The following is a 25,829-nucleotide window of genomic DNA, read 5'->3' on the forward strand; positions in this document are numbered from 1 at the left end:
TGTCTGGGAATCATCTGTTCCAGTTGTCACAATTGCTCCTCGCCGTACCGACTTGCCCGAACCGTCCCATCCGTCATCGTCCGTCTCCCGAGGACTCCGCTTGCGCCCCTCAACCAAGCCGACCGCACTGGCCCTGCTGGTCACGGTGGCCATCACCGGATCCCTGTGTCTCTGGGCGGTCGTCGCCGCCCCCGACTCGGCCAGAACCGCAGTGGCATGGGGGGCGGGCGCCGCCGCCGTGCTGCTGTCCGCCGCCGTCGCCACCGCCGTTCACGCCCGGGCCGCGGTGCGCCGACTGCGGGAGATGAACGCGGCCGAGAGCAGCCGGTTCACCGCCGAGACCTCCCGGATGGTTTCGGCCTCCGCCTACGACGCCCAGCGGTTCACCGCCGAGACGGCAAGGATGAAATCGGCCGCCGCCGCCGAGACGGACCGGATCACCGCACAGGCCGCGGCCGACGTCGAGCGCCTCACCGCCGAGAACGCCAGGATCAAGGCCCGCGCCTCGCGCAGCGAGACCGAGCGCTCCGCCGCCGTCGCCGCGTGCGCCAACGCCGCGGGCCGGATGCAGGCGCTCGCCACGAGCATGCTCGCCGACCTGCGCGACATGGAGAACCGGCACGCCTCCGAGGACGTCCTGGGCGATCTGCTGCACCTGGACCACCGCACCGCCCAGGCGGGCCGGCTGGCCGACTCCATCGCTGTGCTGACCGGTGCTCGCTCCGGACGCCGCTGGGCGAAGCCCATCGTCATGGAGTCCATCCTGCGCGGCGCGATGGGCCGGATCAGCGGATACCAGCGGATACGTCTCCACTCCACCAGCGATGTCGCCGTCGCCGGGCACGCCGCCGAGGGCGTCATGCACGCGCTGGCCGAACTCCTCGACAACGCAGCGAACTTCTCGCCGCCCACGGCCGAGGTCCACGTGTACGTGGAGGAGGTGCCGGCCGGCATCGTGCTGACCGTCGAGGACAGCGGTCTGGTCATGAGCGATGTGCAGCTGCGCCGCGCCGAGCGCGCCGTCTCCGCGGTCAACCAGGACCTGACCGGTCTCTCCGGAACCCGGCTCGGCCTCGCCGTCGTCGGCCGGCTGGCCCGCAAGCACGGACTGACGGTCTCCTTCCGTCCGTCGGCGCGCGGTGGCACGGGCGCGCTGATGATGCTCCCGCACGAGATCATCACCAGGACCCCGATGCCGACCGCGGCACCGACGCCGACGCCGGAACCCGCCGCCCGGCCGGTGGCCGCTCCCCCGGGTGAACCCGAGCCGGTCCACGCCTCCGGAGCCGACCGGACCGTCGGAACCGACCGGACCGAAGCGACCGAGTCGGCCGAGTCGGCCGACCGGACCGACGCGACCGGCCGGGCCGGCGACGCCGGGGCACGGGACAGCTCCCGCACCCAGGAGATCCTGCGCTCCGACTCCATGTCGGACACCAGCGGCGGCCTCCCCGGATTCGGCGAGAGCGGCCTCCCCAAGCGCTCGCGCGGCCGCACCCTGGCCGCCGCCGAGTCCCGCGCCAGGGCCTCGGCCGACGCCGACTCCGACGCAACCGACGGATCGAACCCCCGGACCCGTACGTCCGACCCCAAGGCCCAGGCAGCCCGCTTCAGCAGCTTCCGCCAGGCCGTACGGCCCACCTCACCGCACCCGGAAGGCAACACCCGATGACCGCGACCACCGACGAGAAGCTCAACTGGCTGCTGGAGGGGCTCCTTGAGCGCACCCCCGGCGCCCGCCACGCCCTCGTGCTGTCCAGGGACGGCCTCAAGCTGTGCCGTACCCCCGAGCTCTCCGTCGACCAGGCTGACCAGCTGGCCGCGATCTCGGCCGGCATCCAGAGCCTGTCGCACGGCGCCTCCGTCGAGTTCGGCGACGGCACCGGCGGCGTACGGTCCGCGATGGCCGAGTTCTACGGCGGCGTGCTGTTCATCGTGGAGGCGGGTGCGGGTGCCCACCTCGCCGTCGTCGCCTCCGAGGACGCCGATGTCGGCCTCGTCGGGCACAACATGAGCGAGCTCGTCGAGCAGCTCGGCGAACACCTCGTCGCCCCGCCGCGCGAACCCTCCAAGGCCCCCGGGGCCTCCGAGAACGCGGCCGTATGACGAAGCGCCCCCGCCCCGGCCGGGACGACGACCCGGACCGGCTGTACACCCTCACCGGTGGCCGCAGCCGCTCCGACTCGGCCGCCTTCGACCTGGTGACGCTCGTCGTCTCGGAATGCGAACCGGCGCCCGGTATGCAGTCGGAGCACGTCGCGATCCTGCGCATGTGCGAACGGCCCACCGCGGTCGTCGAGATCGCCGCGAGCCTGAACCTGCCCGTCAGCATCGTGCGCATCCTGCTGTGCGACCTGCTCGACACCAGCCGGATCAGCGCCCGCCACCCTCGTACCGCACGCGTCGCGGACCGGCTCCCCGACCCCGACATCCTGGAACAGGTGCTCGTTGGACTCCGCAACCTCTGACCGTGCCGCCCTGCAGGCCACGGCCGACAACGGACTGAAAATAGTCGTCGTCGGTGGCTTCGGGGTCGGCAAGACCACCATGGTCCGATCCGTGAGCGAGATCCGTCCGCTCAACACGGAGGAGACGATGACCCGCGCGGGCGAGACGGTCGACGACCTCGACGGCGTGCAGTCCAAGACGTCCACCACCGTCGCCTTCGACTTCGGCCGGATCACGCTCGACGAACGCTCGGTGCTGTACCTGTTCGGCGCGCCCGGCCAGGAGCGCTTCTGGTTCCTGTGGGACCGGCTGTTCTCCGGGACGCTCGGTGCCGTCGTGCTCGTCGACACCCGTCGTCTCGCCGACTCCTGGTACGCCATCGACCGGCTGGAGCACCACGGCACGCCGTTCATCGTGGCGTGCAACGACTTCGGCGGTCCGCTCCACACCGAGCAGCAGATCCGGGAGGCGCTCGACCTCTCCGATGACGTACCGCTCGTGGAGTGCGACGCCCGGGACCGGTCCGCCAGCAAGTACGTACTGATCACGCTGGTGGAGCACCTGTACGCCCTTTCCAAGGGCACGGCCGGTTCCTCCTCCGCCGCCGCCCGTCCGGAGACCACGCCGGAGAAGACCCCGGAGCACACCACGTGACCCAGCCCACCGAACCGCCCCCGGGCTGCCCGGCGCACGGCCGCGCGCCACTGTCCGGGCCACGGTTCCAGACCGAACCCACCCAGCTGTACCGGGAGATGCGCCGGGACCACGGTGCCGTGGCACCCGTCGTCCTGGACGGCGGCATCCCGGCCTGGCTGGTGCTCGGCTACCGCGAAGTGCACCAGCTCACCAGCGACCCGGTGCTGTTCAGCCGCGACTCCGACCTGTGGAGCCAGTGGGAGAACATCCCCGACGACTGGCCGCTGCTGCCGATGATCGGCCGCAAACAGCCCTCGATCCTCTACACGGTCGGCGCCCGGCACGTCGAGCGCGCCCGGATGATCAGCGACGCCCTGGAGGCCGTCGACCCCTTCGCGCTCAAGCGGTACGCGGAGGAGTTCGCCGACGAGCTGATCGACCGGTTCTGCTCCAAGGGCGGGACCGACATCATCGCCGAGTACGCGATGCTGCTCCCCGCCCGCGTCCTGGCGCGGATCTACGGCTTCGGCGACGCGCTCGGCGACGCGCTCGTCGGCTCGATCAACGACATGATCGACGGCCGGGAACGCGCGCTGGCCGGACAGCAGCACCTCGCCACCTCGATGTTCCAGCTGCTGGCCGACAAGCACGAGGAGCCCGGCGACGACGTCGCCACCCGGATGCTGGCCGACACCGGCGGCTTCACGGACGAGGAGATCGCCCAGGACCTGATGGTCATGATGGCCGCCGGCCACCAGCCGACCGCGGACTGGATGGGCAACTCGCTGCGGCTGATGCTCGTTGACCACCGGTTCGCCGCCTCGCTCTCGGGCGGCCGGCACAGCGTCGCCGAGGCCATGAACGAGGTCCTGTGGGAGGACACCCCGACGCAGAACATCGCCGGCCGCTGGGCCTCGCGCGACACCCACCTGGGGGGCCGCCACATCCAGGCGGGCGACCTGCTGCTCCTGGGCATCGCCGCGGCCAACGCCGACCCGCAGATCCGCACCGACGGCTCCGCGCTGACCGGCGGGAACAACGCGTTCCTCTCCTTCGGCCACGGCGAGCACCGCTGCCCCTTCCCGGCCCAGGAGACCGCCGAGGTCATCGCCCGTACCGGCATCGAGGTACTGCTCGACCGCCTCCCGGACATCGACCTCGCCGTCTCCGCCGATCAGCTCACCCGGCGCCCGTCCCCCTGGCTCCGGGGACTGACGGACCTTCCCGTCGCCTTCACGCCCACCCCTGCCGCAGGACCTGTCATCGGAGGCCAGCAATGACCCGGATCGTCCTCGACCCCTTCGTCGCCGACCTCGACGGCGAGGGCGCCGCGCTGCGGGCCGCGGGCCCGCTCGCCGAGGTGGAGCTGCCCGGCGGGGTGCACTGCTACGCGGTCACCCACCACGCCGAGGCGCGGCAGCTGCTGACCGACACCCGGATCGTGAAGGACATCAACGTCTGGGGCGCCTGGCAGCGCGGTGAGATACCCCTGGACTGGCCGCTGATCGGCCTCGCCAACCCGGGCCGCTCCATGCTGACCGTCGACGGCGCCGACCACCGCCGGCTGCGCACCCTGGTGGCGCAGGCCCTGACGGTGAAGCGGGTGGAGCGGCTGCGCGCGGGCATCGAGGCGCTCACGGCCGCGAGCCTGGACCGCCTCGCGGCCCTGCCCCGGGGCGAGAAGGTCGACCTGAAGGCGCAGTTCGCGTACCCGCTGCCGATGAACGTCATCAGCGAGCTGATGGGCGTGGACGGGGCCGACCACCCCCGCCTCAAGGAGCTGTTCGAGAAGTTCTTCTCGACGCAGACGCCGCCGGAGGAGGTCCCGCAGATGATGGCGGACCTCGGCGCCCTCTTCACGAAGATCGTCGACGGCAAGCGGGACGAGCCGGGCGACGACCTGACCAGCGCCCTGATCGCGGCCTCCGAGGACGGCGACCACCTCAGCAACGAGGAGATCGTCAACACCCTCCAGCTGATCATCGCGGCCGGCCACGAGACCACGATCAGCCTGATCGTGAACGCCGTCGTCGCCCTCCAGACCCACCCCGAGCAGCGCAAGCAGGTGCTCGGCGGCGAGGTGCCGTGGGAGAACGTGATCGAGGAGACCCTGCGCTGGAACACCCCGACCTCGCACGTCCTGATCCGCTTCGCGACCGAGGACGTGGCGGTCGGGAAGAAGGTCCTCCCCAAGGGCGAGGCCCTGATCGTCTCCTTCGGCGCGCTGGGCCGGGACGAGCAGCAGTACGGGCCGACCGCGGGTGAGTTCGACGTCAACCGCACCCCCAACCGTCACATCGCCTTCGGTCACGGCCCGCACGTCTGCCCGGGTGCGGCGCTGTCCCGGCTGGAGGCGGGGGTCGCACTCCCGGCGCTCTACGAGCGCTTCCCGGAGCTGGACCTCGCGGTCCCTGCCTCCGAGCTGCGCAACAAGCCGATCGTCACCCAGAACGACCTGTTCGACCTCCCGGTCGAACTGGGCTGAGCCGGCCCGCCCGGGACACGCGTTCCGGCGTCCACGACCCGGATCGCGCGTCTCATCCGACGGACAAGGTGCGTAGCCGCCCCACCGAGCGGCTACGCTCCGGGTCGTGGCCGACATCCAGATTCCCGCTGACATCAAGCCCGCCGACGGGCGCTTCGGCGCCGGTCCTTCCAAGGTGCGGACGGAGGCGCTCGACGCGCTGGCCGCCACCGGAACGTCGCTGCTCGGTACGTCCCACCGCCAGGCTCCGGTGAAGAACCTGGTCGGCGCGGTCCGTGACGGAGTGCGCGACCTCTTCTCCCTCCCCGAGGGATACGAGGTGATCCTGGGCAACGGCGGCTCCACCGCCTTCTGGGACATCGCGACGCACGGTCTGATCGAGTCGAAGTCCCAGCACCTCAACTTCGGCGAGTTCTCCTCGAAGTTCGCGAAGGCCGCCAAGCTCGCCCCGTGGCTGGCCGACCCGACCGTCATCGCCTCCGACCCGGGCACCCACCCGGACCCGGAGGCCGAGGCGGGCGTCGACGTCTACGCCTTCACCCACAACGAGACCTCGACCGGTGTCGCCGCGCCCGTCAAGCGCGTCGCGGGCGCCGACGAGGGCTCCCTGGTCCTGGTGGACGCCACCTCCGGCGCGGGCGGCCTGCCGGTCGACATCGCCGAGACGGACGTCTACTACTTCGCCCCGCAGAAGTCCTTCGCCTCGGACGGCGGCCTCTGGATCGGCGTCTTCTCCCCGGCGGCCCTGGAGCGCGCAGCCCGCGTCCACGCCTCCGGCCGCCACATCCCGGAGTTCTTCTCGCTGCCCACGGCGATCGACAACTCCCTGAAGAACCAGACGTACAACACCCCGGCCCTGGCCACGCTCTTCCTCCTGAACGAGCAGCTGACCTGGATGAACACCCAGGGTGGTCTGGACTTCACCACGGGCCGCACGGCCGCCTCGTCCGGCCACCTGTACGGCTGGGCCGAGGACTCCAAGTACGCGACCCCGTTCGTCACCGACGCGGCCAAGCGTTCGCAGGTCATCGGCACGATCGACTTCGCGGACGAGATCGACGCCGCCGCGGTCGCCAAGGTGCTGCGCGCCAACGGCATCGTCGACACGGAGCCGTACCGCAAGCTGGGCCGCAACCAGCTGCGCGTGGCGATGTTCCCGGCGATCGACCCGTCGGACGTCCAGGCGCTGACGGCGTGCATCGACTACGTGATCGAGAAGCTGTAGCGGTACCTCTTACGCGTACGGAACGGCCCTGCACACGAGATCACGCGTGCAGGGCCGTTTCTGCTTCCCTCGACAGGGTGGCGCGGTGCGTACACCTGGCCGTCGTCGACGCCGATTTCGACGAGCACCTGGTGGAGAACAACTGCTACGACCCCGGCGCCTTCCGTCACAAGGTCGCGGCCTAGGCCAACGCCAAGATCCCCGTCTACGTCATCCTCGACCGCAAGCACGGCCGCGTCCATGTCCTCACGGAACCCCTCGCCGGTGGGTACGACAACCACCAGGTGTACGTGCCCGGCCACAGCGTCGCGCTCCCTGACTCGACCGGGGCCGAGGTCACGCCCGACGTCGCCGCCCTGGTGGCGGCGGGCCTCCCCCGCCCGAAGCCGAAGCCGAAGCCGTCCGAGGGCTGAGGACCGGCAGCGGCACCGATCCCCCGGTCCTGTTGTCAGTGCTGCTTGGTAGCTTCCGCGCATGAGCTCCCATGTGCCGTACACCGGCAGCGAGAAGGAATCCCTGCACACCGCCCTCGACCGGCACCGTGACGTGGTGCTGTGGAAGCTCGAAGGGCTGGACGACGAGCAGCTGCGCCGCCCGATGACACCGACGGGGACGAACCTCCTGGGGCTGGTGAAGCACCTGGCGACCGTCGAGTACGGCTGGTTCTGCGAATCGTTCGGGTACGAGGTCGAGAAGCTCTGGTTCGACTCGGCCACCGAGGACATGACGATCGCCCCGGACGAGACGACCGCCGGCATCCTGGCGTTCTACGAGCGCGCACGCGCCGCCGCGGACCGGGCCATCGAGAAGACGGACCTGAATGTGACGGGCACCTCGTGGAACGGGCGGACGGTGTCGATGCGGTGGGTGCTCATCCACATGCTGGAGGACGTCGTACGTCACGCCGGGCACATGGACATCGTCCGCGAACTCCTCGACGGATCGACGGGCGACCACCCGCGCCCGGCCCCGTCCGGAACCTGAGGGCGCGGGCGTGGGCAGAGGCCGGGACACTCCTGGCCCGGCCCGATCACAGCGAACGGCCCTGGGACCGGCCCCTCACCCCAGATCCGAACGCCACCGCACCTCGCCGTCCTCCCACTCCTCGGTCCGCACCAGCCCCGCCGCGGCGGCCACCGCGGCCGACGCCGCGTGGTCGGGGTGGATGTGGGCGACGACCGTACGCACCGCTCCCCCGTCCAGCAGGTGCGCGACGAGGCCCAACGCCGCCTCCTTGGCGTAGCCCCGGCCCTGCCACCCGGACCCGATCACCCAGGCGATCTCCGCCTGCGCGTCGCTCACGTTCACCGTCGCCTGCACATAGCCCGCCAGGCAGTCGTCACCGCGGACCCTGAGCACCCAGTTCCACCACCGCTCGGCCGGGTCCGGTGAGCCGGCGCTCTGGCGTGCGTAGCGGGTCCGCAGCGCGTCCGCGTCCTCCGGGGCGCCGCCGGTGAAGGTGTGCAGGGCCGGGTCCGCGAGTACGGAAGCCATCTCGTCGGCGTACGCCACATCGAGCGGCAGCGCGTCCAGGCGCGCGGTGGAGAAGGGCGCGGGCCCGTCGGTGCTGGTGAAGGGCGCGGGCCCGTTGTTCTTCGTCATAGACCGCCGACCCTACGACAGGCCCGCGGCCCGGCCGCCGTCAGCCCTTCTTGCGCCGCCTGCCCAGAACCAGCAGCAGACCGATCCCGGCGAGCACCGCGATCCCGGTCAGCGTGGTGCCCTTCACCGGCGCGCCGTCGCCGTCGCTGCCCGTGCCGGCGGACGACGGCGACTTCCCCCCGGAACGGCCGGAGTCGCCGCCGTTCTTCAGGTCCACCCGCACCACCTCGCTCTGCTCGCCCTCGGAGCCGTACATCAGCGCCGAGCCGTCAGCCGTGTACGTGACCGACTCGGCCTGCCTCAGCAGCGGGGACTCGACCGGGTAGTCCTTGCCGAGCCTGCCGTTCTCGAACGCGTAGCCGCGCGCGCTGAAGTACGAGCGCAGCACCAGTTCCTTCCCGTCCGGCGAGAACGCCCCGTCCGTCACCCACGGCACCTCACCGACCCGCCGGAAGATGTTGTCCGAGCCGGCCGTGAGCTTCGCGGGCCCCTCGTAGAGCCCGCCGCCGCCCTCCTTCTTCGAGGCGATGTACACGCGCCCGGTCTTCGGGTGGACCATCAGCGCCTCCGCGTTGCGCGGGCCGTCCGCGTACTTCACGTCGAACTGCGTCGCGCGGACCGTCGCGTCCCGCAGCTCCTTCGGCTCGGGGAAGCGGTAGATCCAGACGTGGTCCCAGCTGCCGTCCAGGTTGTCGCCGATGTCGGCGACGTACAGGTTCCCGTCGGGTCCGAGCGAGATCGCCTCCACGTCACGCGGCTCCCCGACCCCCTTCATGGTGATCGTCGCGACGGTCTTCCCGGTCCGGGAGTCGACGGCGAAGACGTACGGTCCGTCGTCGCTGTCGTTGTGCGTCCAGTAGATCCCCGGATGGGCACGGCTGGCGGCCAGCCCGCTGGACTCGGTGATCCGCGGGTCCTTGATGGTGAAGCTCCGGTCGGCCCCGCCGTCGTCGGCCACGGCGGGCACCGCCGCCGCGAGGGACAGGAACGCGGCGGCGCCGAAGGCAGTCAGTCGATACGAGCGCATGGCCCAAGTGTCCATCGTCACGTCGCAGGCCGGAGCCATGATCCGCGATGATGACGCCATGCGTTTCATGTTCGTCGGCGATTCCATGACCATCGGTAGCGCCGGCGACTTCACCTGGCGCTACCGCATGTGGCAGCACCTCGAAGCATCCTTCGACGGCCCGTACGCGATCGTCGGCCCGCGCACCGGGCTGCACGACACCACGACGGGCACCCCGGTCTCCCGCGCTTACGGCGCCCCGGCCTTTCCCGCCGACGCCCGCCACCACCTGGCCGGCTGGGGCGAGGGCTGGCTGCACATGGCCCCGGTGATCGCGGACACCGTCGCCGCGCACCGCGCGGACATCCTGCTCGTCTCGCTCGGCCTGATAGACCTCGGCTTCTACACGGACAGCGAGCAGACCGCCCGCAACGCCCGCGCGTTCCTCGCGGCGGCCCGCACCGCGAACCCGCACATCAGATGCGTGCTGCTCCCCGTCATACCCAACATCCGGGCCGAGACCGACGCCCCCTTCGCCGCTGAGTGCGACCGCTTCAACGAACTCCTCGCCAAGGCCGTGGCCGACCTCGACGAACCGACGTCCCCGATCCTGCTGGCGTCACGCCCGCCGGGCTACGACATCCACACGGACACCTACGACGGCACGCATCCCGGCCCGTCCGGGGAGCACGCACTCGCGGCCGCCTACGCCGACGCGATGCACCAGGCGTGGGGGCTGGGCGGACCGTACCGGGGGGCGGCGGAGGCCGGGCCGACGTCACCGAGGGCCCGGCGGTGATCACCTCCCCGTCGGCTTCGCCCGTACGTGCATCCGCTCCCCCTGCGGTCCGAACAGGCTGAGGAACTCCACCGGTTCCGGTCCGACGTTGCCCCACCAGTGCGGTGTACGCGTGTCGAACTCGGCCACCTCACCCGCCTTCAGCACCAGGTCGTGTTCGCCGAGCACCAGCCGCAGCCGCCCCGACAGCACGTACAGCCACTCGTACCCCTCGTGCACCCGCTGCTCGACCGGCCCCGGCGGGCCCGTCAGACCGGGCATGACCTGCTTGTACGCGTTCACCCCACCGATGTGCCGGGTCAGCGGCACGAACGTCATGCCGTGCCGGTTGAACGGGCGGAACGTGACCCGCGGATCACCGGTGTCCGGCGCGCCGACGAGTTCGTCCAGCTGCACCCCGTACGCCTTCGCCAGCGGGAGCAGCAGCTCCAGGGTCGGCTTACGGCCGCCGGACTCCAGCCGGGACAGCGTGCTGAGCGAGATCCCGGTGGTCTCGCTCAGCTGGGCCAGCGTCGTACCGCGCTCCGTCCGCAGCGCGCGCAGGCGTGGCCCCACGCCCGTCAGGACGGAAGAGAACTCGTCGTCCGCCGTGCCGCCGTCTTCCGCCCCGTGCTCATGTGCCGCCATTCCTCCATCATGCCTCTGCTTGCCGATCCGGCAACCGGCTTTGTCAGGCGGGGGCCTCGGGGGAGACGTCCGGCCCCATCATGGCCAGCGACATCCGGGTCAGCTCACTGGTCAGCCAGTCGCACGGCACCTGGCGCGGACGGCGCCCGTGGTGGGCGAGGAGCTCGTCGACGGAACGCGTCAGGACCTTCACGACGACCGTGAGATCACCGTCGGCCCCATGGCCCCGCTCCGCGGCGCGCTCGGCCTCGCGGGTCAGGAACTCGACCCACACCGACCGCCACATCGTGAGGTGGTCATCCATCGCCCGGCTCACCCCGAGCACTTCGACGAACGCCACCCTCGCCGCCCGCGAGTCCCGCGTGACGACCCGCACATAGGCGTCGAAGAGCCTTCGGAACCGTTCCTCCGTCGAACAGGTTTCCATGCCCTCGGCCGAGAGCTCCACCTCGACGGCCCGCATCCCGCCGATCGCCACCTCGTCGTACAGGTCGACGAGCAGGGCCTCTCGCGATTCGAACTCGCGGTAAAAATCTCGCGGTTGTACGTTCGCTGCGGCGCAGAGATCCTCGACGGAGGTACGGGCGTACCCGTACACGGCGAACAAGGTACGCCCGGCGGCCATCAGTTGCTCACGGCAGCGCACCGGGTCCCTCGTCGCCCGAACTCCGTCCCATCGGTCAACCATGGCGTCCACCACCGGTCCTCCTCAGTCCGTCCAGGCCCCCGGGCCCACTCTCCTCGCTCCACCGCGTCAGCGGTGGAACCGCCACACCGCGAACGGCCGTACGCCTCAGCCGGCGCCGCCGGCCGCATCCTCCGCGAGGACTGCCGCGACCCGCTCCCGCCAGGCCAGCGGCTCGGGCACTTCGAAGCCCTCGCGCTGATCGGGTGCGCAGACAGCCCACTTGGCCGAGCGCGCCCGCCACGCGGCCTCCTGCGCACACGGTGGGCACACCGTCTCGTCGCCCCGGGGCCGGAACACGTGCTCCCACCCCGGCCCCTCACAGGTGACAGGCGGCCGGGGCGCGGGTGCCGCGGGGGCGGGGTCCGCCACGCACACCGGCTCGGTGGAGGCCCTCGGCTCGGTGTTGGCAGCGCCCCCGGGGACCGCCCCATGCACAAAAACACACAGAGCGTGATGACACGATCACGGTACATCACACGCCTCTCGCTCCACCACACCCGCCAGAAGCTCGAACAGCAGTTCCGCATCCACGAACGGGACTTGGGCGGTGGGCAGCGAACGCCAGTCCAGCGGATACGTCAGCCCATTCAGCGCGGGCACCCCGACGAACGCCGCCCGCGCCCGCACCAACGCCTCGACCCCGGCGGGCCAGCGAAAGGCACCGGCGCTTCCCGGCGGCAGCAGAAAGAACATACTCCGCTCCCCGATCCGCGACCGGACGATGGGCCCGGCCTCGAAATCCGTGAACTGCATGATCTCGTAGGCCACTTGCTCGCCCAGGCAGCCGACGATCCGTACGGCGTCGAAGTGAATCCCCGCATGGCGGAGGGCGTGCCCGCTCGCGGGAATCCATGCAGGCATCGGGTCGGGTGAAGTTTTCGGTTCCATACGTAGAGCGTCGACATCTGCACGTACCGTGACCAGGGACACAAGGCATCTGTGCACGGCTGTGCACTTGGGGGGTGAGCTGTGCACTCCGATGGGCGCGGCGGCAGTAACGCGGAGATGTTCGGCACGCTGCTGCGGTTCTACCGCGAACGGGCGGGCCTGTCGCAGGAGTCGCTGGGCGCGAAGATCGGTTTCTCGAAGTCGCAGGTCGCGATGGTGGAGCGGGGGGAACGGCCGCCGAGGGGAGACTTCACTCCACTCGCTGACGCCGCGCTCGGCGCGGGCGGTGCCCTGACAGCAGCAGCCGAGGAGCTGACCTTCAGCCGGGTGGCTTCCTGGTTCGAGCCGTTCGCCGAGGAAGAGGCCAAGGCCAGGGCGCGCTACGAATACGAGTCCAACGTCATGCCCGGACTGCTGCAGATCGAGGAGCACGCACGTGCCGTGTTCAGCGGAGCCTGCCCGCCCCTTGATGACGATGAGATCGAGGGATTGATCGCCGGCCGTCTCGCACGTCAGGCCATGCTGACCCGCAAACCGGCGCCGGACATCAGTTTCGTCCTGGAACTCAGCGCGCTCCTTCGCCCCATCGGCGGACGGCACGTGCACCGGGCGCAACTTCAGCGCGTTCTTGAGGTTGCGGAGCTGCGTCACGTACATATTCAGGTGATGTCACCTCAGCGGGAGACACACGGCGGACTGAGTGGGTCCTTCGTCCTGCTGGAGACCGACGATCGGCATCGGCTGGCGTACTTGGAGGTCCAGAACTGCAACTTCCTTGTCAGTGAACAGGCCCACCTGGGAACCCTGTTCGCCAGATATGGCATTGTGCGAACGCAGGCTCTCGGACCGGAAGAGTCACGGAAGCTGATTGAGCAGGCAGCAGAGAGACTATGAGCACTCACCTCAAGTGGTTCAAGAGCAGCCACAGCGGCCCAGAGGGCGGCAACTGCGTCGAGGTGGCCACCGGCCCCCACGCCATCCACGTCCGCGACTCCAAGGACCTCACCGTCCCCTTCCTCAGCGTCTCCCCCGCCGCCTGGTCGGCCTTCCTCACGTACACGGTGGTCTAGGGCCTGTATCGAGTCGTGATCAATCTGCGGGATTCGCCGTCGCTTCGGGGGCGGATCCTGTAGTCCGGTGTGCATGACGCGGAGACAGCTGACGGACGAGGAGTGGGGGTACGTGGAGCCGTACTTGCCGATCGGCGAGTACGGGCCGTACCCCACGAAACTGCGCGAGCAGTTCGAGGGTGTGATCTGGAAGTTCCGCTCGGGCGCGCAGTGGCGGGAGATGCCGGCCGAGTTCGGCGCTTGGCCCACCGTGTACAACCGGTTCCGCCAGTGGCGGGATGCCGGGGTCTTCGAGAACCTGCTGGAAGGTCTGATCGCGAAGGCTGCGGAGCGGGGCGAGGTGGACCTTTCGCTGGTCAGCGTGGACTCCACCACTACACGTGCCCACCACGACGCCGCCGGGATGCGCCTTGATCCGGAGACGCTGGACGCCCTGGAGAAGGCGGCCGAGGAGGAGAGGACCCGCTCAAAGGGGGCGACAGCGAGGAACAAGTCGGGCAGGACACCGACGTCGAGGCCCGGCGGGTCGAACGGCGACGCGTCCGGCGACGCCGCAAGCTCCGCCTGAAGGCCGCCCTGCTCGGCCGCTCGCGGGGCGGGCAGACCAGCAAGGTCCACGTCGCTGCCGACCGCAAGTGCAGACCGCTCGTCCTCACGCTCACCGCCGGACAGGCCGCCGACAGCCCGCAGTTCATCCCCGTGCTCAACAAGGTGCGGGTTCGCCTCCCGGTCGGCCGTCCCCGAACCCGGCCCGACGCGGTCGCCGGAGACAAGGCGTACTCCTCCCGAGGCAACCGCGCCTACCTGCGCAAACGCAGCATCAAGGCAGCCATCCCGGAGAAGAAGGACCAGACCGCCAACCGGAAGAAGAAAGGCCGCCGGGGCGGCCGGCCCCTCACCCACGACGCCGAGCTCTACAAGGACCGCAACACCGTCGAGCGCCTGATCAACAGGCTGAAGGCATGGCGCGGCATCGCCACCCGCTACGACAAGACCCCCGAGAGCTACCTCGCCGGACTCCACCTCCGCGCCTCCATGATCTGGATCAAGGACCTCACGCGAACCACTCATTGATCACAACTCAATACAGGCCCTAGCACGATGTCCTGGTTCGACGAACTGCCCGAGGTCATCACCCGAGCCGACTTCGGAGCCCTGGTGGCGCGGCCGCCGCGCAATATCGAACTCATGGCGTCCAGGGGGCTGGCCGCAGATCCCGCGTACCGCAATCGCAACAAGTTCGTGTGGGGAGGCGGCCGCGCTCGGCTGGTTCCGTTCCCTCCAGGAGCACGCGGTGATCGTGCCCGCGAACGCTCAGGTCATGGCGGATCTGGCCGCACACGGCGCGTACGTATGCCCTCTCGACAGCAAACACGTGGGCCTCGCCCGCCCCAAGATGCTCGTGATGTACCGGCCGGGCGGCCAAGGCCGGGTCTTCGGCGTCGATGCGGTCGAGACCGTCAACCAACAGATCGACGGCACGCGCGAGGCGACCGCGCGGACGCGGCAGATCGTGCGCGACGGAGAGCCCCTGGACGCCTGGCAGAGGCCGTGGACCGTCTTCCACCTCAGGGAGGCCGGGGCGATCGGAAAGATCACACCCGGAATTCAGCAGGGCCGCTACCTACGGCTGGACGACGTCCTGGACGCGCTGACGACCGACCATCTCGCGGTCCCCACGCTCGACGAGGCTTTCCCCGCCCGGAAGTAGCGACGATGTCCGGTGTCCGGTGTCATCGAGCGAACTTCGCGAGGGCGGCCGGGGTGACCGGAGTGAAGAAGTTGACGAGGTTGCCGTCGGGATCGCGGAAGAGCAGCGCCCGGTTTCCCCAGGGCATCGTCGTCGGCTCGTTGACGAAGTCGGTGACGAGGCCGGTCAGGTTCTCGTACACCCGGTCCACGTCCTCCACGAGGAACTCGAGGATCACGCTGTGGTTGTCCGCCGGGCGGGCGGAGCCCGGAGCGAACATCGGGACGGTGCGGACGTCGGCGATCGCGAGCGTGACGCCGGGGGTACTGAGCTCGGCGAAGTCCTCGGTGGCCCAGACGGCAGGCACCCCCGTCGCCTTCTCGTAGAACTCGACGAGACGCGCGACGTCGCCGGTGATGATGCGGATCGAGACGAATTCCATGGTGTTCTCCCAGGTCGGTGGAGCCGCTGCACTCCGCAGGCTAGGACGAATAGAGGACAGAATCGGCCCGGTATCCGCGTTAGCCTTTGAACATGTCCCGACCCACCGTGCGCGTGCTGACCCTCCTGGAGCTGCTGCAGTCGGGCGGCATCCGGACGGTGGCTGAACTCGCCGACCGGCTCGGCGTGGACGGGCGGACCGTGCGGCGGTACGTGGAGCAGCTGATCGACCTCGACGTGCCGGTGGAAGCGGTGCGGGGCCGCTACGGCGGGTACCGGCTCGCCCCCGGATACCGCTTGCCCCCGCTCATGCTCAGCGACGACGAGGCGCTCGCCGCGCTGCTCGGCCTGGTCGCGGGCCGTCGAACGGGGCTGATGACGACGGCGGACACGGCGAGCGAGACGGCGGCGGCCAAGATCCGCAGGGTGCTGCCCGCGCGCGTGGCCCGCAGGCTCGACACGGTGCTGGAATCCCTCGCGTTCACGGTTGCGGCCGGTGAGTTCGCCCATCCGGACGCCGAGGTGCTGCTCACCGTCGCCGACGCGGTACGGCACCGCCGGCCGCTCTCGATCAGGTACACCGACCGCGACGGCCGGCGCAGCGAACGCCCGCTGCACGCGTACGGGATCGTCGCCCACTCGGGCCGGTGGTACGTCACGGGCGCGGACCCCGAGATCGGCGAGGACCGGACTTTCCGGCTCGATCGCATCGCGGGCGCGAGGACCCTGCCCGGCTCGTTCGAGACGCCCGCCGGACTTGATCCTGCCCAGCGTGTGCTGTCGGGGTTCGCCACGGCCGAGTACCGGTACGAGGTGACGTTGCGAATCCACGGAACGGTCGAGCAGATCCGCGCCCGCCTTCCGGCGAGCGTGGCGACCCTGGAAGAGGTCGCGCCCGCGGAGGGTGCGGATCCGGCGACCGGGCCTTGGCAGCGGGTCGAGCTACGGGTGGAGGAGCTCGACTGGCTGCCGCCGGTACTCGCCTCACTTGACCGGCCGTTCGTCATCGAGCGCCCCGATGAACTGCGCGGCCTGGTCATCGCGCTCGCCGACCGCCTCGCGTCCCGCGCCCGCCGGGCCTGACCGTCAGGGAACAACAACACCCATGTACCGGGGCGCCGTTGGGGCTCCGCGTCAGGCCCGGCCGAGGACGCAGAACTCGTGGCCCTCCGGGTCGGCCAGGCACGTCCACGGGACGTCGCCCTGGCCGAGGTCGAGGTCGGTGGCGCCGAGGGTCCGCAGCCGGGCCACCTCAGCCGCTTTGTCGTCACCGGGGTAGGGCAGCAGGTCGATGTGGACGCGGTCCGGCACGGTCTTCACGCCGGGCATGCGGAGGAACTCCAGATACGGGCCGACACCCTTGGCGGAGCGCAGCACCGCGTGGTCGTCCGTCACCTCGTGCAGGGTCCAGTCCACCGCCTCGCCCCAGAACCGGACCATGGCCCGCGGATCCACGCAGTCGACCACCACCCGGGCGATCGGCCCGGTGTCCCGGTAGATCTCCCGGGGCTCCAGCACGCAGAACTCGTTGCCCTCCGGGTCGGCGAGGACCGTCCACGGCACGTCGCCCTGGCCCACCTGGGCGGGCGTCGCACCGAGAGCCACCAGGCGCGCGACCAGCTCCGCCTGGTGGGCCGCCGAGGTGGTGGCGAGATCGAGGTGCACACGGTTCTTTGTCGCCGTCCTGGCCTCGGGGACGGTGACGACGTCGATGCAGACGGCGGCCGGGTCCGGCCAGTTGAAGCCGCCGCCGGGTTCGACGTTGGTCACGCCGGGCCCCTCGCTGGACACACCCCAGCCGAGCGCCTCCGCCCAGAACCGGCCGACCGCCGAGTCGTCAAGAGCCTTTATGTTCACCTGAACGGGTCGCAGTGCCATGCCGGCGATCCTATGCGCCCGCTCAATCCCGCCGGCCCTTCCCGTACTCCAGCCGGACTTCTGGCCGAGCCCATCTCGCATTCAGTAGCCACTCCTCCCGGATCCTCGGCCAGGCAATCGATCCCCCGTTCACACTGAAGGGCCGTCCATGAACCCCCGCGCCAAGGTCTACCCCCGCCTGCCGCCCACCGTGGGCACGTTGGTCTTCGCCGGCCGGTCCTACTCCCGTCCGGTCATCGACTACAGCCGCAGCCCGCACCTCCACCCGGTTCTGCAGGAACTGTTCGACTCCCTCTGGTCCGACAAGCGGGTCCCGCACGCGGGTCGCTGCGTCGAGGCCGCACTCGTCTCCGACCGGATGTGGGCGATGCAGGAACACTGGGGTGACCGGCGGATGGACGACTTCTGGGTCGGGGAGTTCTTCGAATCCGCCGCCACGACCATCACCGTGACCCGTGCGGGCCGGGTGGACGACCCGGCACACGGCACATACGAACCACCCTGCTCGTCCTGCACCGTGATGCTCGACTACTTCCGGATCGGCGCAGGCCCGGAACCCCTGCGCTGAGGGCTGCCAGGCGGTGCGAGCGAGATCCGCGTGGCGACCGGCAGATGGTCGCTGCCCGTGGCGGGCAGGGTGCGCAGGGGGCCGACCTCCGCGCCCCGGGCCATCACCTGGTCGATCCGGGCCAGCGGGAAGGAGGCCGGGAAGCTGAAGGCGAATCCCCGCTCCGAGAGGTTCAGCTGTGAGGTCAGCGGGGCCAGTCCGCGGTCGTCGACCGTGCCGTTGAGGTCGCCCAGCAGGATCACCGTTCCGACCTTCTCGGCGGCGACGGCCCGGCCCAGCAGGACGGCGCTCTCGTCGCGCCGGGCGGATGTCAGGCCGCCGGCTCCGACCCGTACCGAGGGAAGGTGCGCGACGTACGCCGCGACGTCGCCGTACGGGGTGTGGACCACGGTCCGCAGTCCGCGCTGCCAGGACTCCGTGATCCCGCGGGGCTTGATGTCCACCGGGCGGGTGCCCGAGAGCGGGTGCTTCGACCAGAGGGCGACCGTGCCCCGGACCGCGTGGAACGGGTAGTGCGGGGCGAGGGTCTTCTCGTACAACGGTCGTGCCGTCGGCAGCAGTTCCTCCATGGCGATGAGGTCGGGCCCGGCGTCCGCCAGGGTGCGGGCCGTGGCCGCCGGGGCGGTGTTCTCGTCGCTGACGTTGTGCTGCACCACGACCAGGGCTTGTGCACCGGGATGCGTGCCGGGCAGGAGCAGCCCGCCGAAGGCGTACGCCCAGGCCGCCACCGGAAGCAGCAGCGCCAGCAGGGCCGTGGCCGAGCGGCGCAGCAGGGCGAGGCCGAGCAGCGGGACGGCCGCCAGGCCCAGCCAGGGGAGGAAGGATTCCAGCAGACTCCCCACGCGCAAAGCCCAGTTGGGGATCGCGCGGGGGAAGGTGAGCAGTACGGCGACGAGTGCGGCCGACGCCGCGAGCACCCGCCCACGCGTCCAGGGCGAACCGGCCCGCGCCGCCCCTTTCGGCCGCGCCGCCGGTGGCTCGTGTGTCATGACGCCTGTGCGCAGGACGCGTCCTTGATGCGGTTGCGGTACGCCCGCTGCGCTGCCTGCGAGGAACACGCCGTGCCGCAGTACAGCCCGGAGGTGTTGCGGGTCCGGTCGAAGAAGCCCGAGTAGCAGGTGGGGTTCTTGCAGATCTTCATGCGCAGCCAGGCGCCGCGCGAGGCCGGGTCGGCCGCGGCGGCGAGGAGACCGGCGAAGGCGCCGAGCACTCCGGCCCGCGCGGGAACCGGCCGGCAGCCCTCGGCGGTGATCCTTAGCGTGAGCGGGTAGCGCTCGGCGATGCGTGCCAGATACTGCTCCGCCTCCGGCAGCCGGTCCGCGCTGCCCTCGCAGCCGGAGCGCGAGAGGAAGACCGTGCAGAGCGCGGACCGCAGCTCGTGCGCGGCCACGACGTCGGCCCGGGTCACGGCCGCGTCGGCCGCCATCAGGCCGGCCCCGGTCAGCCAGGCGTTGAGGCTCGCGCTGTCGCCCAGTAGTTCCACCGGCCCGCTGCCGTGAGGCGTGGTGTTCACGAAACCGAGGAGCACGTCCGAGCTCTCGCACAGCTCCGACAGACCGGCGCTCGTACCCGCCCCCGTGCCCGTGCTCCTGGTCCTTCGTGCGCCGCTCGCGTCGGCCACGTGCTGCTGCATGCCTACCTGCCTCCTCCGGGAAACCTACCGCCGCTTCGGACAGAGCCGGTCACCGGACGTCGCGCGAGGCCTTCTCCAGAAGTGTGAACGACTTGGGCGTACCGCCCGGCTGCGGCTTGCCCGCCTTCTGCCCGACGACCCGGTAACCCTCGTCCAGGTAGTAGGTGTTCAGGCGCGCGTTGCCGGCCAGGCAGTCCAGCCGTACGAACTCCCGCCCCGCGGTGGCGACACGGCGTTCCGCGGCGTGCAGCAGCAGCCGGCCGGTCCCGGGCGGGGCACTGCCGCGGTCCACCATCAACCGGTGCACATAGCCGGCCACCGGCGGCTGCGGCCCCCAGGCGTCCTCGTCCTCCCACCACAACTCCCAAGCCCCGGCCACCCGGTCACCTGCCTCGGCGAGCCAGATTTCCCCGCCGCGCGCCACGGTCCGGCGGAAGTCGTCCTCATTCAGCTCACCCGGCCGCCATTGACCGGTGATGCCCTGCGTGAGCATCCACCGGGCGGCGTTGTCACGCAGGCGAACGAGAGCGGCGAGGTCACGGTCGCCGGCGAGGCGAAGGTGCAGAGGGTCCACCGCACGATCGTCGCACGAGCCCGCGCGGGGCCGGCTGCCGCAGGCATCGCTGTCCGTCCCGGGCTGATGAACGCCGTGCCGGAATCCCGGCCGCACGGCCGGGAGGGCCGCTGTCACATCCGCGGGACCGGCGGTGTCTTCATGTCAGACGGACAGACGGACAGACGTACGAGGAGGACATCATGGCGCTTCGCGTTCCCAGGGCCGAGGTCAGTACCGAGATGAGCGAGAACCTGGTCAAGCAGCTCGGTGTCGTGCCGGAACCCGTCGAGGTGAGCTGGCACAGCCCCGCGGTCGCCAAGGACAGTCTGAAGCTCGGGGCCAGGGTGGGTGCGTGGGACGCGGCCGACGAGGGCCTCAAGTCGTTCGCGCACATGGCGGTCGCCGCCCAGGTCGGTTGCGGTTGGTGCCTCGACATCGGTTACTTCCAGGCGCAGAACCAGAAGCTGGACCTGCACAAGGCGAGCCAGGTCCCGCGCTGGCGGGAGTCGGACGTGTTCACACCCCTTGAGCGGGATGTGCTGGAGTACGCCGAGGCCATGACGAACACGCCGCCGACCGTCACCGACGAGCTGTCGGCCGGACTGCTCGACCGGCTCGGCCCGGCGGCGCTGGTCGAGCTCACCGCGTTCATCGCCTTCACCAACATGGCGACCAGGCACAATTCGGCGCTCGGAATCGAGTCTCAGGGCTTCTCCGACGCGTGCGAGATTCCGCTCGCCGCGCGTCCCGGGGGCTCCGGCGTAGCGTCGGCCGTATGACCGACGACCCGTTCGTCACCCATCGCAGCCTGCTCTTCACCGTCGCGTACGAGATGCTCGGCTCCGCGGCCGACGCGGAGGACGTGCTTCAGGAGTCCTGGCTGCGGTGGGCCGGCGTCGACCGCTCGCAGGTGCGTGACCCGCGGGCCTACCTCGTCCGGATCGTCACCCGGCAGGCGCTCAACCGGCTGCGGACGCTGTCGCGCAGCCGTGAGGAGTACGTCGGCGAGTGGCTGCCCGAACCGTTGCTGACCAGCCCCGACGTGGCCGAGGACGTCGAGCTCGCGGAGAGCGTCTCGATCGCGATGCTGACCGTGCTGGAGACGCTCGGGCCCACGGAGCGGGCGGTGTTCGTGCTCCGCGAGGTGTTCGAGCTGCCGTACGGCGAGATCGCCGAGGCCGTGGGTAAGTCCGCGGCCGCGGTGCGGCAGACCGCGCGGCGGGCCCGCGAGCATGTGGCGGCCCGGCAGCCGCGGGTGCGGGTGAGCCGGTCGGAGCAGAAGGCCGTGGTGGAACGCTTCCTCATCGCTTTGCGCACCGGCCAGTTGCAGGAGCTGATGGAGCTCATGGCGCCCGATGTGGTCCTGATCGCCGATGGCGGCGGGATCGCGGCGGCCGTCCGGGTGCCGGTCCACGGGGCCCAGCCGGTGGCGAAGTTGCTCGCCCGTGCGAACCGGATGGATGTGGCCGGGTTCGAGGCGACGGCCGTGTGGCTCAACGGGGCGCCTGCGGGCCGGATCGAGATCGGCGGCGAGTCGGCCGCGGTGAGCCTCGTGGTGGAGAACGGGCAGGTCACCCGGGTCTACGTGATGCGCAACCCGCGGAAGCTGACCCGGCTGGACGAACCGGCCGAACTGGTCAGGTAGGCCCGCCGCAGCAGGAGGGGTGCGCGCGGGGCCCGGACACTCAGCGCTCCGGGAACCGCTCCCCGCACTCGGCGCAGTACTTCGGCGCCGGTTCCCGGGACATGCGGCCGCACTCCGGGCAGACCCGGTCCAGGGAGCACGGGGCCTCGCCGCCCTCCTGCGCGGACACCGCCGGCCTGACGGTGAGGCCGGGACGGCGTCGGTGGACCGTGAGGTAGACGAGGCCGTCCGGGCCCGCGGCCAAGGCCCGCCGGGAGGTGCGGGGCAGCCAGGTGACCGTCGTCGGGGTCAGCTCCAGAGGCGTACCGCCACCGGCCGGGGTGAGACGGCCGCTGCCCGCGAGGACCACCAGGAGGACGTCGAGCACGTCCTCCTGGTGCTCGCCGACCTCCGCGCCCGGCGGCAGGCGTACCAGGTTGGCGTCCAGCTCCCGCCCCTGCCGGTCCAGTTGCCAGAGCGCTCCGCGGGCGTCGGGGGCCGCGGTGGCGAGCAGGTCGTCGAGTACGGCCAGTACCTCGGGAGTCGCGTTCACGCTCCTACGCTACGCCGCCGGGCGGAACGTCGGATCAGACCGGCTGGGCCTCCGGCTCACGGACGGGCAGCACGCTGCGGCCCGTCTCGTGGGCGTACAGGAGGGCGCGGTCCTTGAGGGCCGCGTGCACGGCCATCCGAGCGTCGCGGCGGCGCTGGGCCGGGCCGTCCGGGAGGTGCAGGACGCCCGCGTTGCCCCGGGAACCGCGCTGGATCTCGGCGGTGCGGGGCACCCGCAGGGCCTCGTAGCGGGCGAGGCGGCCGGGGATGTCGTGGGGTGCGGAGCCGGTGAGGCAGGACGCCAGGTCCATCGCGTCCTCGATGGCCTGGTTCGCGCCCTGGGCCATGAACGGGAGCATGGGGTGCGCGGCGTCCCCGAGCAGCGTGATGCGCCGGGTGGACCAGGTGCGCAGCGGCGGCCGGTCGTGCAGCGCCCACTGGTGGGTGGACTCAACGGCGTCGACGATGTGGGACACGAGGCCCGTCCAGTGGCCGAACGCCGCGCGCAGCGCCTCCGGGTCGCCGGGCCGGGACCAGGACTCGCGCGTCGGGGCGCCCGTGGTGACCGGGACGGTGGCCGCGTAGCTCAGGTACTCACCGGAGGCGACCGGGTAGCAGACGAAGTGCCCGCCGGGGCCGAGCCAGAGGCGGACCAGGGGCTTCTCGGCATCGGCCGGGAGCGCGTCCACGGGAACCAGCCCGCGGTAGATGCCCAGGCCGGAGAAGACCGGCTCGTCGCGCAGGAACGTCTCGCGGACCGTGGAGTGGATGCCGTCCGCGCCGACCACCACGTCGGCGGTGGACTCGGTGCCGTCCGCGAAGGTGAGGCGCACGGCGTCGTCGTCCGGTCCCTCGCCGGCCGGTGCGGCGGAGGTCAGCCGCTGCCCCAGGCCGAGGCGGTCGCGGTCGACGAGCGAGAGCAGCGCCTCGTGCAGATGCGCCCGGTGGACGGTCAGGTACGGGGCGGCGAACATCCGCTCGCACGCGTCGCCCAGCGGGGTTCGGGCGATGGGCCGGCCGCTCCAGCCGCGTACCTCCATCGCCTCGATGCGCACCGCGTGCTCGCGCAGCGCCGGGCCGAGGCCGAGGCGCAGCAGCGGGCGGATCGCGTTGGGCGAGAGCTGGACGCCCGCGCCGACCTCGGCGAGCTGCCGGGTCTGCTCGTGGATCACGTACGGCAGGCCGTTCGCGGCGAGCGCGCCCGCCAGGGCCAGACCGCCGATTCCCGCCCCGACGACGGTAATCCGAGGCGTCCCCGCATCCTTGTCTTTCCCGAACCGCACGTCTGGGACCACCTTCCGCGTCTGAGCAATGCCATCGGTCGCACCATGAGCATGTGCACCGCCCCGCCGCCCGGCAACGCCTGTCACCCCGTGCCCTGACAACTGTCGCCGGTTGCGTGACGGACGTCATCGAGACGGCTGCGCGGCTGCCGCGGCCCCGGTGGGCGGCCCTAGCTTCCAGGGACACAGAGCCGGTCCGGCATTCGATCCAGGAGGCACCCATGACGCCAGAACGACGCACGGAGCGGCGACGGTGAGCGCCGTGGCCGTTGAGGGCCTGCTCAAGAGGTACGGCGACCACGAGGCCGTCAGCGGGGTCGACTTCAGTGTCGAGGAGGGCGAGATCTTCGCGCTCCTCGGACCGAACGGCGCGGGCAAGACGACCACGATGGAGATCCTCGAAGGATTCCGGGAACGGGACGGCGGCAGCGTCCGGGTGCTCGGACGGGATCCGGGCACGAAGGCGGACGGGCGGTGGCTGCGCGGGCAGATCGGGCTCGTGCTCCAGGACATCGCCATCGAGCCGTATCTGACCGTGCGCGAGTCCGTCGCACGCAACGCCGGCTACTACCCGGCACCACGCGGCACCGACGAGGTCATCGACCTGGTGGGGCTCGGCGAGAAGCGCGACGCGAAGGTCAAGGACCTGTCCGGCGGGCAGAAGCGGCGGCTCGACCTCGCCCTCGGCGTCGTCGGCGACCCCCAGCTGCTGTTCCTGGACGAGCCCACCACCGGCTTCGACCCCAACGCCCGCCGCGGCGCCTGGGAGGTCGTCCGGAATCTGCGGGACGCCGGTACGACCATCCTGCTGACCACCCACTACATGGACGAGGCGCAGGAGCTCGCCGACTCCGTCGCCGTCATCGCGGGCGGGAAGATCGTCGCCGCGGGCACCCCGGACACGCTCGGCGGCCGGGACAGCGCACTCGCCCGCATCCGGTTCGCGCTGCCCAGGGGCGCCGCGATCGCCGATGTGCCGCTCGCGGTCACCGACGCCGAGGACGGCCTGGTCACCGCGGAGGCCGAGGAGCCGACCGCCGCCCTGCACCGGCTCACCTCCTGGGCGCTCGACCGGGGCACACCGCTGGAGCGGCTGACCGTCGAGCAGCCCACGCTCGAAGACATCTACCTCGGCCTGACCAGTTCGTACGCGCAGCAGGATGCCTCGTCGCCGTCCGCCGACCGGGGCCGCACACCGTCTCCGGAACGCCGGGGACGCCGAACCGGACGGAGCCGTCGATGACCAGCACCCTTCCCCCCACCACCGAGTCCGTCGCCCGCGAGCCGCGCGCCCCGCGGCAGCGGCCCGACCGGCGCGGCTCGGTCGCGATGCTCGTCCACCAGATCCGGTACGAGCAGCTGTCGTTCTGGCGCAACCCGCAGTCGATGGTGTTCACGTTCGTGCTGCCCATCGTCATCATCGCGATCTTCGGCGCGGTGTTCAGCGGCGGCGGCAGCGAAGAGTTCTTCTTCGGCATGAGCGGTATGCAGTACTACACGCCGACCATCGCCGCCGTGTCCGTACTGGGCGCCTGTTACGGCCAGTTGGCGATCGTCCTGGCCATGCGGAGGCAGACCGGCGTCCTCAAGCGGCTGCACGCCACCCCGCTGCCCGCCTGGGTGTACTTCGCCGGGCTGCTCGTCCACTGCATCGTGGTGAGCGTCATCGACGTGGCGCTCGTCATCGGGATCGGCACGCTGTACGACGTGTCGCTGCCCACCCACTGGGCGGCCGTCGGCGTCACCCTGGTGCTCGGTGCGGCCAGTTTCTGCGCCCTGGGCGTCGGTGTCGCCTCGCTGATCCGCAACTCCGAGGCCGCGCCCGCCGTCGTGCAGTTCATCCAGTTCCCGCTGGTGTTCATCTCCGGCAGCTACTTCCCGATCCATTCCGGGGTGCTGAACACGATCGCCGGGCTGCTCCCGGTGAAGCCGTTCAACGACGCCATGCTGGCGCCCTTCGCGCAGGACGCGAGCTTCCAGTGGAAGGAACTGGCGGTGCTCGCCGCCTGGGGTGTCATCGGTGCGCTGATCTCCGTACGCAGCTTCCGCTGGGACCCGCGCCCGGAGTAGCCCGAGCCGTCACGGCCCGGCGGTATCGCAGCGCCGCGCCTTCCGTCGTGAGGGGCCTCC

At 71.0% G+C, this 25,829-nt stretch carries 31 protein-coding genes and 2 pseudogenes; 20 read left to right on the plus strand and 13 right to left on the minus strand.

Translation table 11 applies throughout. The features are described 5' to 3' along the window. Positions 1 to 100: 100 nt before the first annotated feature. The 9 genes and pseudogenes from OG322_RS15320 to OG322_RS15360 all read left to right on the plus strand — a co-directional run bounded on the left by OG322_RS15320 (position 101) and on the right by OG322_RS15360 (position 7,778). Positions 101 to 1,672, plus strand: a complete 1,572-nt coding sequence (locus OG322_RS15320; protein ID WP_329306541.1) for a sensor histidine kinase — start codon at positions 101 to 103, stop codon at positions 1,670 to 1,672. Next, positions 1,669 to 2,106, plus strand: coding sequence for a roadblock/LC7 domain-containing protein (locus OG322_RS15325; protein WP_123460874.1), 438 nt, complete (start codon positions 1,669 to 1,671; stop codon positions 2,104 to 2,106). Before OG322_RS15320 ends, OG322_RS15325 begins: the two co-directional genes overlap by 4 nt. Next, positions 2,103 to 2,468, plus strand: coding sequence for a DUF742 domain-containing protein (locus OG322_RS15330; protein WP_123460873.1), 366 nt, complete (start codon positions 2,103 to 2,105; stop codon positions 2,466 to 2,468). The genes OG322_RS15325 and OG322_RS15330 overlap by 4 nt, the downstream gene beginning before the upstream one ends. Further along, positions 2,449 to 3,102 carry a GTP-binding protein gene (locus OG322_RS15335; RefSeq protein ID WP_123460872.1) on the plus strand — a complete coding sequence of 218 codons (654 nt, stop codon included), beginning with the start codon at positions 2,449 to 2,451 and terminating at the stop codon, positions 3,100 to 3,102. The genes OG322_RS15330 and OG322_RS15335 overlap by 20 nt, the downstream gene beginning before the upstream one ends. Next, on the plus strand, positions 3,099 to 4,364 hold the full coding sequence (locus OG322_RS15340) for a cytochrome P450 (RefSeq protein ID WP_123460871.1): 1,266 nt from the start codon (positions 3,099 to 3,101) through the stop codon (positions 4,362 to 4,364). The genes OG322_RS15335 and OG322_RS15340 overlap by 4 nt, the downstream gene beginning before the upstream one ends. Beyond that, the gene (locus tag OG322_RS15345; protein WP_123460870.1) at positions 4,361 to 5,569 is read left to right on the plus strand and encodes a cytochrome P450 family protein; all 1,209 of its coding nucleotides are present in this window, start codon (positions 4,361 to 4,363) and stop codon (positions 5,567 to 5,569) included. Before OG322_RS15340 ends, OG322_RS15345 begins: the two co-directional genes overlap by 4 nt. A gap of 106 nt (positions 5,570 to 5,675) precedes the next feature. Beyond that, the gene (gene serC / locus OG322_RS15350) at positions 5,676 to 6,794 is read left to right on the plus strand and encodes a phosphoserine transaminase (protein WP_124284707.1); all 1,119 of its coding nucleotides are present in this window, start codon (positions 5,676 to 5,678) and stop codon (positions 6,792 to 6,794) included. Between the two features lie 95 nt (positions 6,795 to 6,889). After that, a pseudogene (locus OG322_RS15355) lies at positions 6,890 to 7,207 on the plus strand (Uma2 family endonuclease); the annotation flags it as partial. A 61-nt stretch (positions 7,208 to 7,268) separates the two neighbouring features. After that, complete coding sequence (locus tag OG322_RS15360) at positions 7,269 to 7,778, plus strand: DinB family protein (protein ID WP_124284706.1); 510 nt, start codon at positions 7,269 to 7,271, stop codon at positions 7,776 to 7,778. A gap of 75 nt (positions 7,779 to 7,853) precedes the next feature. Here OG322_RS15360 and OG322_RS15365 read toward each other — a convergent pair whose 3' ends face one another. Together OG322_RS15365 and OG322_RS15370 are read right to left on the minus strand one after the other, a co-directional pair. Then, positions 7,854 to 8,396: a GNAT family N-acetyltransferase gene (locus OG322_RS15365; protein ID WP_329306542.1), complete on the minus strand. Its 543-nt coding sequence runs from the start codon at positions 8,394 to 8,396 to the stop codon at positions 7,854 to 7,856. 40 nt (positions 8,397 to 8,436) lie between these two features. Beyond that, positions 8,437 to 9,423 carry a WD40 repeat domain-containing protein gene (locus OG322_RS15370; protein WP_123462275.1) on the minus strand — a complete coding sequence of 329 codons (987 nt, stop codon included), beginning with the start codon at positions 9,421 to 9,423 and terminating at the stop codon, positions 8,437 to 8,439. 58 nt (positions 9,424 to 9,481) lie between these two features. On the opposite strand from OG322_RS15370, the gene OG322_RS15375 reads away from it, so the two are divergent. Next, positions 9,482 to 10,201 (plus strand): GDSL-type esterase/lipase family protein, encoded by a 720-nt coding sequence (locus OG322_RS15375; protein WP_124284704.1) that lies wholly within the window; start codon positions 9,482 to 9,484, stop codon positions 10,199 to 10,201. Here OG322_RS15375 and OG322_RS15380 read toward each other — a convergent pair whose 3' ends face one another. The 4 genes from OG322_RS15380 to OG322_RS15395 all read right to left on the minus strand — a co-directional run bounded on the left by OG322_RS15380 (position 10,202) and on the right by OG322_RS15395 (position 12,377). Further along, the gene (locus OG322_RS15380) at positions 10,202 to 10,828 is read right to left on the minus strand and encodes a helix-turn-helix domain-containing protein (protein WP_123460866.1); all 627 of its coding nucleotides are present in this window, start codon (positions 10,826 to 10,828) and stop codon (positions 10,202 to 10,204) included. A gap of 43 nt (positions 10,829 to 10,871) precedes the next feature. After that, positions 10,872 to 11,528 (minus strand): TetR/AcrR family transcriptional regulator, encoded by a 657-nt coding sequence (locus tag OG322_RS15385; RefSeq protein WP_123460865.1) that lies wholly within the window; start codon positions 11,526 to 11,528, stop codon positions 10,872 to 10,874. Between the two features lie 93 nt (positions 11,529 to 11,621). After that, positions 11,622 to 11,813 carry a hypothetical protein gene (locus tag OG322_RS15390; RefSeq protein ID WP_123460864.1) on the minus strand — a complete coding sequence of 64 codons (192 nt, stop codon included), beginning with the start codon at positions 11,811 to 11,813 and terminating at the stop codon, positions 11,622 to 11,624. Positions 11,814 to 11,978: 165 nt separating this feature from the next. Continuing rightward, positions 11,979 to 12,377, minus strand: coding sequence for a hypothetical protein (locus OG322_RS15395; protein ID WP_329307736.1), 399 nt, complete (start codon positions 12,375 to 12,377; stop codon positions 11,979 to 11,981). Between the two features lie 144 nt (positions 12,378 to 12,521). Here OG322_RS15395 and OG322_RS15400 point away from each other — a divergent pair, with 144 nt between their 5' ends. The 4 genes and pseudogenes from OG322_RS15400 to OG322_RS15415 all read left to right on the plus strand — a co-directional run bounded on the left by OG322_RS15400 (position 12,522) and on the right by OG322_RS15415 (position 15,185). Next, positions 12,522 to 13,298 (plus strand): helix-turn-helix domain-containing protein, encoded by a 777-nt coding sequence (locus tag OG322_RS15400; RefSeq protein ID WP_123460862.1) that lies wholly within the window; start codon positions 12,522 to 12,524, stop codon positions 13,296 to 13,298. Next, positions 13,295 to 13,474, plus strand: a complete 180-nt coding sequence (locus OG322_RS15405; RefSeq protein WP_123460861.1) for a DUF397 domain-containing protein — start codon at positions 13,295 to 13,297, stop codon at positions 13,472 to 13,474. Before OG322_RS15400 ends, OG322_RS15405 begins: the two co-directional genes overlap by 4 nt. A 73-nt stretch (positions 13,475 to 13,547) precedes the next feature. Beyond that, positions 13,548 to 14,548: pseudogene (locus OG322_RS15410) on the plus strand (IS5 family transposase). Between the two features lie 220 nt (positions 14,549 to 14,768). Next, the gene (locus OG322_RS15415) at positions 14,769 to 15,185 is read left to right on the plus strand and encodes a hypothetical protein (protein ID WP_329306543.1); all 417 of its coding nucleotides are present in this window, start codon (positions 14,769 to 14,771) and stop codon (positions 15,183 to 15,185) included. Between the two features lie 22 nt (positions 15,186 to 15,207). Here OG322_RS15415 and OG322_RS15420 read toward each other — a convergent pair whose 3' ends face one another. Continuing rightward, on the minus strand, positions 15,208 to 15,606 hold the full coding sequence (locus OG322_RS15420) for a VOC family protein (RefSeq protein ID WP_123460859.1): 399 nt from the start codon (positions 15,604 to 15,606) through the stop codon (positions 15,208 to 15,210). Positions 15,607 to 15,698: 92 nt separating this feature from the next. Between OG322_RS15420 and OG322_RS15425 the strand changes: the two genes are divergently transcribed. After that, positions 15,699 to 16,688, plus strand: coding sequence for a helix-turn-helix transcriptional regulator (locus OG322_RS15425; protein WP_329306544.1), 990 nt, complete (start codon positions 15,699 to 15,701; stop codon positions 16,686 to 16,688). Positions 16,689 to 16,739: 51 nt separating this feature from the next. Here the strand turns inward: OG322_RS15425 and OG322_RS15430 are convergent, their stop codons facing one another. Further along, entirely contained in the window at positions 16,740 to 17,483 is a 744-nt protein-coding gene (locus OG322_RS15430) for a VOC family protein (RefSeq protein WP_266411295.1), read from the minus strand. 148 nt (positions 17,484 to 17,631) lie between these two features. Between OG322_RS15430 and OG322_RS15435 the strand changes: the two genes are divergently transcribed. Further along, complete coding sequence (locus OG322_RS15435) at positions 17,632 to 18,051, plus strand: YwqJ-related putative deaminase (protein ID WP_123460856.1); 420 nt, start codon at positions 17,632 to 17,634, stop codon at positions 18,049 to 18,051. On the opposite strand, the gene OG322_RS15440 is transcribed toward OG322_RS15435, so the two are convergent. Genes OG322_RS15440 through OG322_RS15450 form a run of 3 tightly spaced genes read right to left on the minus strand, consistent with a single transcriptional unit; the run spans position 18,012 to position 20,258 of the window. After that, positions 18,012 to 19,040 (minus strand): endonuclease/exonuclease/phosphatase family protein, encoded by a 1,029-nt coding sequence (locus OG322_RS15440; protein WP_221198122.1) that lies wholly within the window; start codon positions 19,038 to 19,040, stop codon positions 18,012 to 18,014. The genes OG322_RS15435 and OG322_RS15440 overlap by 40 nt on opposite strands. Continuing rightward, on the minus strand, positions 19,037 to 19,684 hold the full coding sequence (locus OG322_RS15445; RefSeq protein ID WP_329306545.1) for a CGNR zinc finger domain-containing protein: 648 nt from the start codon (positions 19,682 to 19,684) through the stop codon (positions 19,037 to 19,039). Before OG322_RS15445 ends, OG322_RS15440 begins: the two co-directional genes overlap by 4 nt. 49 nt (positions 19,685 to 19,733) lie before the next feature. Beyond that, positions 19,734 to 20,258: a GNAT family N-acetyltransferase gene (locus tag OG322_RS15450; protein ID WP_123460853.1), complete on the minus strand. Its 525-nt coding sequence runs from the start codon at positions 20,256 to 20,258 to the stop codon at positions 19,734 to 19,736. A gap of 182 nt (positions 20,259 to 20,440) precedes the next feature. On the opposite strand from OG322_RS15450, the gene OG322_RS15455 reads away from it, so the two are divergent. Both OG322_RS15455 and OG322_RS15460 read left to right on the plus strand, forming a co-directional pair. After that, positions 20,441 to 21,019, plus strand: a complete 579-nt coding sequence (locus OG322_RS15455) for a carboxymuconolactone decarboxylase family protein (protein ID WP_329306546.1) — start codon at positions 20,441 to 20,443, stop codon at positions 21,017 to 21,019. Next, positions 21,016 to 21,885: an RNA polymerase sigma-70 factor gene (locus OG322_RS15460; protein WP_123460851.1), complete on the plus strand. Its 870-nt coding sequence runs from the start codon at positions 21,016 to 21,018 to the stop codon at positions 21,883 to 21,885. The genes OG322_RS15455 and OG322_RS15460 overlap by 4 nt, the downstream gene beginning before the upstream one ends. Before the next feature lie 40 nt (positions 21,886 to 21,925). On the opposite strand, the gene OG322_RS15465 is transcribed toward OG322_RS15460, so the two are convergent. Together OG322_RS15465 and OG322_RS15470 are read right to left on the minus strand one after the other, a co-directional pair. Continuing rightward, positions 21,926 to 22,417 carry a hypothetical protein gene (locus OG322_RS15465; protein WP_123460850.1) on the minus strand — a complete coding sequence of 164 codons (492 nt, stop codon included), beginning with the start codon at positions 22,415 to 22,417 and terminating at the stop codon, positions 21,926 to 21,928. Between the two features lie 34 nt (positions 22,418 to 22,451). Then, positions 22,452 to 23,699, minus strand: coding sequence for an FAD-dependent monooxygenase (locus tag OG322_RS15470; protein WP_123460849.1), 1,248 nt, complete (start codon positions 23,697 to 23,699; stop codon positions 22,452 to 22,454). Between the two features lie 253 nt (positions 23,700 to 23,952). Here OG322_RS15470 and OG322_RS15475 point away from each other — a divergent pair, with 253 nt between their 5' ends. Then, the gene (locus tag OG322_RS15475; protein ID WP_329306547.1) at positions 23,953 to 24,942 is read left to right on the plus strand and encodes an ABC transporter ATP-binding protein; all 990 of its coding nucleotides are present in this window, start codon (positions 23,953 to 23,955) and stop codon (positions 24,940 to 24,942) included. Further along, a complete protein-coding gene (locus OG322_RS15480; protein ID WP_123460847.1) occupies positions 24,939 to 25,769 on the plus strand; it encodes an ABC transporter permease in 831 nt (276 codons plus the stop codon). Before OG322_RS15475 ends, OG322_RS15480 begins: the two co-directional genes overlap by 4 nt. Positions 25,770 to 25,829 lie beyond the last annotated feature (60 nt).

The organism is Streptomyces sp. NBC_01260 (assembly GCF_036226405.1).
Taxonomy (GTDB): Bacteria; Actinomycetota; Actinomycetes; order Streptomycetales; family Streptomycetaceae; genus Streptomyces; species Streptomyces laculatispora.

Excerpts from the sequence above, each read along its gene's own strand:
- OG322_RS15360 (WP_124284706.1), top strand. The coding sequence starts at position 7,269 with ATGAGCTCCCATGTGCCGTACACCGGCAGCGAGAAGGAATCCCTGCAC.
- OG322_RS15455 (WP_329306546.1), top strand. The coding sequence starts at position 20,441 with ATGGCGCTTCGCGTTCCCAGGGCCGAGGTCAGTACCGAGATGAGCGAG.
- OG322_RS15405 (WP_123460861.1), top strand. The coding sequence starts at position 13,295 with ATGAGCACTCACCTCAAGTGGTTCAAGAGCAGCCACAGCGGCCCAGAG.
- OG322_RS15435 (WP_123460856.1), top strand. The coding sequence starts at position 17,632 with ATGAACCCCCGCGCCAAGGTCTACCCCCGCCTGCCGCCCACCGTGGGC.
- OG322_RS15445 (WP_329306545.1), bottom strand. The coding sequence starts at position 19,684 with ATGCAGCAGCACGTGGCCGACGCGAGCGGCGCACGAAGGACCAGGAGC.
- OG322_RS15380 (WP_123460866.1), bottom strand. The coding sequence starts at position 10,828 with ATGGCGGCACATGAGCACGGGGCGGAAGACGGCGGCACGGCGGACGAC.
- OG322_RS15365 (WP_329306542.1), bottom strand. The coding sequence starts at position 8,396 with ATGACGAAGAACAACGGGCCCGCGCCCTTCACCAGCACCGACGGGCCC.
- OG322_RS15425 (WP_329306544.1), top strand. The coding sequence starts at position 15,699 with ATGTCCCGACCCACCGTGCGCGTGCTGACCCTCCTGGAGCTGCTGCAG.
- OG322_RS15400 (WP_123460862.1), top strand. The coding sequence starts at position 12,522 with ATGTTCGGCACGCTGCTGCGGTTCTACCGCGAACGGGCGGGCCTGTCG.
- OG322_RS15395 (WP_329307736.1), bottom strand. The coding sequence starts at position 12,377 with ATGCCTGCATGGATTCCCGCGAGCGGGCACGCCCTCCGCCATGCGGGG.
- OG322_RS15430 (WP_266411295.1), bottom strand. The coding sequence starts at position 17,483 with ATGGCACTGCGACCCGTTCAGGTGAACATAAAGGCTCTTGACGACTCG.
- OG322_RS15345 (WP_123460870.1), top strand. The coding sequence starts at position 4,361 with ATGACCCGGATCGTCCTCGACCCCTTCGTCGCCGACCTCGACGGCGAG.
- OG322_RS15440 (WP_221198122.1), bottom strand. The coding sequence starts at position 19,040 with ATGACACACGAGCCACCGGCGGCGCGGCCGAAAGGGGCGGCGCGGGCC.
- OG322_RS15420 (WP_123460859.1), bottom strand. The coding sequence starts at position 15,606 with ATGGAATTCGTCTCGATCCGCATCATCACCGGCGACGTCGCGCGTCTC.
- OG322_RS15325 (WP_123460874.1), top strand. The coding sequence starts at position 1,669 with ATGACCGCGACCACCGACGAGAAGCTCAACTGGCTGCTGGAGGGGCTC.
- OG322_RS15330 (WP_123460873.1), top strand. The coding sequence starts at position 2,103 with ATGACGAAGCGCCCCCGCCCCGGCCGGGACGACGACCCGGACCGGCTG.
- OG322_RS15460 (WP_123460851.1), top strand. The coding sequence starts at position 21,016 with ATGACCGACGACCCGTTCGTCACCCATCGCAGCCTGCTCTTCACCGTC.
- OG322_RS15370 (WP_123462275.1), bottom strand. The coding sequence starts at position 9,423 with ATGCGCTCGTATCGACTGACTGCCTTCGGCGCCGCCGCGTTCCTGTCC.
- OG322_RS15480 (WP_123460847.1), top strand. The coding sequence starts at position 24,939 with ATGACCAGCACCCTTCCCCCCACCACCGAGTCCGTCGCCCGCGAGCCG.
- OG322_RS15375 (WP_124284704.1), top strand. The coding sequence starts at position 9,482 with ATGCGTTTCATGTTCGTCGGCGATTCCATGACCATCGGTAGCGCCGGC.